The organism is Streptomyces prasinopilosus (genome assembly GCF_001419695.1).
In the GTDB taxonomy this organism is placed as follows: domain Bacteria; phylum Actinomycetota; class Actinomycetes; order Streptomycetales; family Streptomycetaceae; genus Streptomyces; species Streptomyces prasinopilosus.
On the sequence record NZ_LIRG01000702.1, the window covers coordinates 1 to 5,283 of the forward strand.

6 protein-coding genes are annotated in these 5,283 nt (G+C 74.4%); 3 read left to right on the top strand and 3 right to left on the bottom strand.

The features are described from left to right. Nucleotides 1-837: GntR family transcriptional regulator (locus AOK18_RS24830; protein WP_055695776.1), on the bottom strand; the 837-nt coding region annotated here is incomplete at its 3' end. 178 nt (nt 838-1,015) lie between these two features. On the opposite strand from AOK18_RS24830, the gene AOK18_RS24835 reads away from it, so the two are divergent. Both AOK18_RS24835 and AOK18_RS24840 read left to right on the top strand, forming a co-directional pair. Then, nucleotides 1,016-1,918: a (2Fe-2S)-binding protein gene (locus tag AOK18_RS24835; protein ID WP_055695773.1), complete on the top strand. Its 903-nt coding sequence runs from the start codon at nt 1,016-1,018 to the stop codon at nt 1,916-1,918. A 295-nt stretch (nt 1,919-2,213) separates the two neighbouring features. Further along, on the top strand, nt 2,214-3,257 hold the full coding sequence (locus AOK18_RS24840) for a DUF2637 domain-containing protein (RefSeq protein ID WP_055695774.1): 1,044 nt from the start codon (nt 2,214-2,216) through the stop codon (nt 3,255-3,257). A gap of 121 nt (nt 3,258-3,378) precedes the next feature. On the opposite strand, the gene AOK18_RS24845 is transcribed toward AOK18_RS24840, so the two are convergent. Together AOK18_RS24845 and AOK18_RS24850 are read right to left on the bottom strand one after the other, a co-directional pair. After that, the gene (locus AOK18_RS24845; RefSeq protein ID WP_055573945.1) at nt 3,379-3,810 is read right to left on the bottom strand and encodes an ATP-binding protein; all 432 of its coding nucleotides are present in this window, start codon (nt 3,808-3,810) and stop codon (nt 3,379-3,381) included. Nucleotides 3,811-4,134: 324 nt separating this feature from the next. After that, complete coding sequence (locus AOK18_RS24850; protein ID WP_055695775.1) at nt 4,135-4,779, bottom strand: hypothetical protein; 645 nt, start codon at nt 4,777-4,779, stop codon at nt 4,135-4,137. A gap of 183 nt (nt 4,780-4,962) precedes the next feature. On the opposite strand from AOK18_RS24850, the gene AOK18_RS24855 reads away from it, so the two are divergent. Further along, nucleotides 4,963-5,283, top strand: a 321-nt coding sequence (locus tag AOK18_RS24855) for a helix-turn-helix domain-containing protein (RefSeq protein WP_206281589.1), incomplete at its 3' end; no start/stop codon positions are given.

Below are 5,283 nucleotides of genomic sequence, written 5' to 3' on the forward strand. Positions count from 1 at the left end.
GACCGCGCCGGTGAAGTGCCCCTCCAGCAGCGACCGCACCGCCTCCTGGTCCTTCGCGATCATCGCGTCCAGCAGGGCCGTGTGCTGGTGGGCGTCGGCCACCAGGCCCGCCCGGCCGAGGGCGCCGGGGGCCGCGCCGACCAGGGGCCACTGGGCCCGACGGTGGAGGTCTTCGGCGATCCGGACCAGCTGTTCGTTGCCGGCGAGGGCGAGCACCGCGCGGTGGAAGGCCCGGTCGGCCTCGGCGTAGGTGGCCCGGCAGCCGGAGGAGGCGGCGCGGATCGTGGCCTCGGCGAGAGGGCGCAGTTCGGCCCAGCGTTCGGCGGGCACCGTACGGGCCAGCCGCAGCACCACCGGGATCTCGACCAGCGCCCGGACCTCGGCCAGTTCGGCCAGTTCCCGGTCGCCCCGCTCGACGACCCTGAAGCCCCGGTTCGGCACGACCTCGACCGCGCCCTCCAGGGCGAGTTGCTGCATGGCCTCCCGGACGGGGGTCGCGGAGACCCCGAAACGCTCGGCCAGCACCGGCGCGGAGTACACCGCGCCGGGCCTCAGGTCGCCCGTCACCAGCGCGGTGCGCAGGGCGGCGAGCACCTGCCCGCGCACGGAGGACCGCTGGACGGGCGTCCGGGGCCGGGGAAGGACGGCGTCCGGTTCACCGTGGGTGTGCTCACCGCGCACGGCGTCGTCCCGGGCGGGCGCGGAGCCGCCTTCCCGGAGGCGTGCGCCGGGCCGGGCGGGCGCCCCGGCCCCGCCCGCGCGCGCGTCCCCGCCCGGACCGCCTCGTCCGGTTCCGGTGCCACCCGTCCCCGCGAAGCCCTTCGTGCCCTGCTTCACGGGGTCCTCCTCCGGACGTTTCGGTACTTGGGGTCATTACGGCGGCTTGTCAGCCGTTCGTCAAGCACCTTACGGGTACCGGCCCCCCGGTTCACATCCCGACGATCTTCGGTAAGGTGAGGCTTACCTTTACCGGTCCGGCGCGGGCCGGTTCGGCGAGACGTGAAGGGGTGGTCCCATGGCAGCGCCCGGTTCGGCCGTCGCGGACGCGTACGCCCGTCTGGCGGAGGCCTTCCCGGCACTCGCCGTCACCGAACTCGCCGCCGGCGAGGAAGCGCCCCGGGGCGGCGCCTGGGTGTCCGCCGAGGCTCTCGCCGAGGGGGACGGGGGCCCCGCCCTGGACGCCTTCCTGTCCTGGGACGACAGCCAGGTGCTGCGGGACTACGGACAGCAGGCCCGCCCCGACGTCGTCGCCAGCTTCGGCCTGCACCGCTACGCCTGGCCCGCCTGCCTGCTGATCACCGTGCCGTGGTTCCTGCACCGCCGCGTGCCCCGCTACCCGGTGTCCCACGTCTCCTTCGACCGCTCGGCCGACGGCCTCGCGGTGGGCCGCATGGCCGTACGCCCCGCGTCCTTCGCCTGCCTCCCCGGCGACCCGGCGGCCGAGCTGCCCGGCGCCCGCGTGGTTCCGGACGAGGAGGCCCTGCGGGCCGAGGTGCGCGCCTCCGTCGCCGAGCACCTCGAACCCGTCCTGGCGGGCTTCGGCCCGAGGATGCGGCGCCGCGGCCGGGCCCTGTGGGGCATGGCGACCGACGAGGTCGTGGAGAGCCTGCGGTACATCGGCCAGCTGCTGGGCGAGGAGGACCGGGCCCTGCGGGAGCTGGAGCTGCTGCTGCCGGGTGCGACCAAGCCGTACGTCGGCGCGGCGGGCTTCCGCACGGTCACCGGGCCGGGCGGCGAAGCCACCCGCACCCGGGACCGGATCAGCTGCTGCATGTTCTACACCCTGCGTCCCGACGACATCTGCGCCAACTGCCCGCGCACCTGCGGTGTCGGGAGGGCGGGCGCCGCGGAGACCGGCGGCAAGGTCGTCAGCCTGCCCGTCGAGGAGATCAGCATGCCGGTGGCCAGGGCGAGCTGACGCCGCGTCGGGCACCGGCACGACCGGGCCCGCCCCTGCCCTCCGGAGGCCGCTGGGGCGGCCAGGGGCCCATGCTTCCCTCACCTGCCGCAAGGCGTCCTCACGGAACCACCTGTACGGGCGGTCCCATTCGAACTCGACTCCCTTGTCCCACGCGTCAGTTCGAGCAGAACGCCGCCTCGGGTACCCCCTCGCGCTCCAATGACGGCCACTTGCCCCGAAATCCCCTGAGGGACGGCGGGATTGGGCCACTATGGCGGGCGTTACGCCCTATCCCAACGCAAGGGACCCCTGGATGAGAACGACCGACATATCGCTGAACTGGCTGCTTCCGGGCGCCGTGCTGCTCCTGGGCATGCTGGCGGCGGTGGCGGTGCTCGCGCGCGGCAAGCGCTCCTCGGTCAAGGACACGAGCACGGACGACTCGTGGGAACGCAGCGAGGAACGCCGCAGGCGCAAGGAGGCGCTGTACGGCACCGTCTCCTACGTCCTGCTGTTCTGCTGCGCCGCGGTGGCGGCCGCGCTCTCCTTCCACGGTCTGGTCGGCTTCGGCGAGCAGAACCTCGGACTGTCCGGAGGCTGGCAGTACCTCGTGCCCTTCGGCCTGGACGGTGCGGCGATGTTCTGCTCGGTGCTCGCCGTGCGCGAGGCCAGCCACGGGGACGCGGCGCTCGGCTCCCGCATACTCGTGTGGACGTTCGCGTTCGCCGCGGCCTGGTTCAACTGGGTGCACGCCCCCCGGGGCGTGGGGCACGCGGGCGCTCCGCACTTCTTCGCGGGCATGTCCCTGTCGGCGGCCGTGCTGTTCGACCGCGCGCTGAAGCAGACCCGTCGGGCCGCCCTGCGCGAACAGGGCCTGGTGCCGCGCCCGTTGCCGCAGATCCGTATCGTCCGCTGGCTGCGGGCCCCCCGGGAGACGTACCGCGCCTGGTCGCTGATGCTGCTGGAGGGCGTGCGCAGCCTCGACGAGGCGGTGGAGGAGGTCCGCGAGGACCAGCGCCAGAAGGACGAGGCACGCCGGCGCCGGCGCGGCCAGGAGCGGGTGGAGCGGGCACGGCTGAAAGCCATCAGCCGGGGCCACCGCGCCCTCGTGGGCGGCGGCGGACGTCCCGGGGAGGCGCCGACGGTGGAACGGGCGGACGGCGTGGTGCCCGCGGAGCCCGCCGCGGCGGTGTCGGAGGCCGTCCTGCCCGTACGCTCGCGTCCCTCTCTGCAGCCGGTGCGCGGTGCCTCGGACCCGGCGACCGTCGACCTCACCGCGGAGGACGACACCCAGGCGCTGCCGCGTCTGGACTCCCTCGAGCGCAAGCTCAAGGACCTGGAGCAGCAGTTCGGCTGACACCGGCGGGACGGTAGACGCACGGGGTGGGACGGAACGCGGCCTGCGCGGGGCGCGCTCCGCCCCACCCCGTGCGCCGTCACCGGTTCCGGTGCCGGTGTCAGCGGTTTCGGTGCCGGGGTCAGGCGGCGTCCGCCCCGAGTTCGAACCAGACCGCCTTGCCCACCCCGTGTGCCCTGATCCCCCACGCGTCGGCGAGGCACTCGACCAGGACCAGTCCACGGCCGTGCGTGCTCTCGCCGGCGTCCGGTGCCCGCGGCCGGGGTTCGTGGTCCGCGAAGTCCCGCACCTCGACCCGTAACCCCCGGGGGCCGACGGTGGCGGTGAGGACCGCCGCCCGGCCGGTGTGGACCAGCGCGTTGGTGACGAGTTCGGTGGTGAGCAGTTCGGCCGTCTCCGACTGTCCGGGTCTTCCCCAGTGCCTGAGCAGTCGCCGCAGGTCGTGACGGGACTCGGGCACCGCCCGCAGGTCCGCGCACCCCAGCCGTCGTCTCAGCTGTGCCTCCGGCGCCCGCTCCCCGCTCCCGTCGGCCGTCTCTTCCGCGGTCGTCACCGAGCCGGCCCCCGCCGTACCGGGGCGACCCTCTCCTACCTGCCTTCTCATGGCCCCCGCCCGCGTCCCGGTGTCGATTCCCCCTGCGGCTCGAACACGTCCGTGGGAATCCATGCCCCGTCACCCACGCGCCAGTCATGCGGCACCGTCAAGGCCGGTTATTGGCCGAACTTCGACGGCCACGCAGGGGTGCGGGGTCGTCCTCCCGACCCCCGTGGCGAGAGGACGACCCCGGATTCGCGGTGGTCGTGCGGTCCGACGCGGATCCGGCCCTTCCGGGTGGTTCCCTCCGGACCGCAGCGTTTCGGACAGATTCTTGCGGTGTCAGTACAGCTTGCCGACGGCCCGGGCGGTCGTCTTCCTGAAGGCGGCCACCGGGGCGTCGCCGAAGTCGCCCATCTGCCCCCAGCTCACGACGGTGATCGTCCTGCCGTCCCGGCCCACCGACAGCAGGTGGATGTCGGTGGCGCCCCAGGAGGTGGCGGTGTGCAGTCCGTGGACCCGGGCGCCCTCCTCGACCGGCAGCGAGCCGTAGAACCGGCCCTCGGCCTCGGTCTCCGGGTCGGACCGCTCGATGCGGTCCGCGCAGGAACGGATCCTCCTGTCGATCAGCGCGGCCAGTGCCTTGCCCTGGGCGGCCGAGCCGGTCACGACCGTGGCCTGTACGGCACCCGTGTCCAGATCGGTGTGGAAGACCCGGTGCCGGTAGTCGTGGGCGGGGACGCCCTCTTCGCCCAGGCAGTAGGCGAGTTCGGCCGGGAAGCCGTCGGTGACGGGTCCCGCCGTCCAGGCGGACGAGGGGTGCGGCGGCAGCTGGGACGCCGCGAGGAACCTGGGCGCGGCGGCCTTCGCCCCCGGAACGGCGCCCGTGGCCGGCGCGGCTGCGGCCGGCCCGGCGAGCGAGGTGACGGCGGCGAGGGTGACGGCGGAGAGGAAGGCGAGCGTGGCGGCCCGGGTGCGCATGGGCATGGGTGTCCCCCGTGAGGAGTGTGTGGTGGGATGCGGGTGCCGCCGGACGGTCCGTTCGGTGGCCGTCGGGGCGACACCGGGAGCATCCGCCGTCCCGGGCGGCCGGCGCAAGCATCGGCGGCCGGTCCCGGGGCATGGAACCGTCCCAGCCCGTCCGACGTGCAGGTATGTGGGGTGCCTGGGATGCCGTCCCGGGCCCGTTCGGCCCGACGGGTGGGTGAGGCGAAGGTGTCGGCACAGGACGACGTGGCGGAGTTCGCGGCTCGGCTGCGGGAGCTGAAGGAACGCACGGACCGCAGTTACGGCTCGCTGGCCCGCCGTCTGGGCATGAACACCTCCACGCTGCACCGCTACTGCGCGGGGGAGGCGGTCCCCCTCGACTTCGCCCCGGTGGAACGCTTCGCCGCCCTGTGCGGGGCGTCGGACGGGGAACGCCTGGAACTCCACCGCCACTGGCTGCGGGCCGTCGCGGCACGGCGACGACCGCGGGTGGAAGGGGCTGCG

Excerpts from the sequence above, each read along its gene's own strand:
- AOK18_RS24840 (WP_055695774.1), top strand. The coding sequence starts at position 2,214 with ATGAGAACGACCGACATATCGCTGAACTGGCTGCTTCCGGGCGCCGTG.
- AOK18_RS24850 (WP_055695775.1), bottom strand. The coding sequence starts at position 4,779 with ATGCCCATGCGCACCCGGGCCGCCACGCTCGCCTTCCTCTCCGCCGTC.
- AOK18_RS24835 (WP_055695773.1), top strand. The coding sequence starts at position 1,016 with ATGGCAGCGCCCGGTTCGGCCGTCGCGGACGCGTACGCCCGTCTGGCG.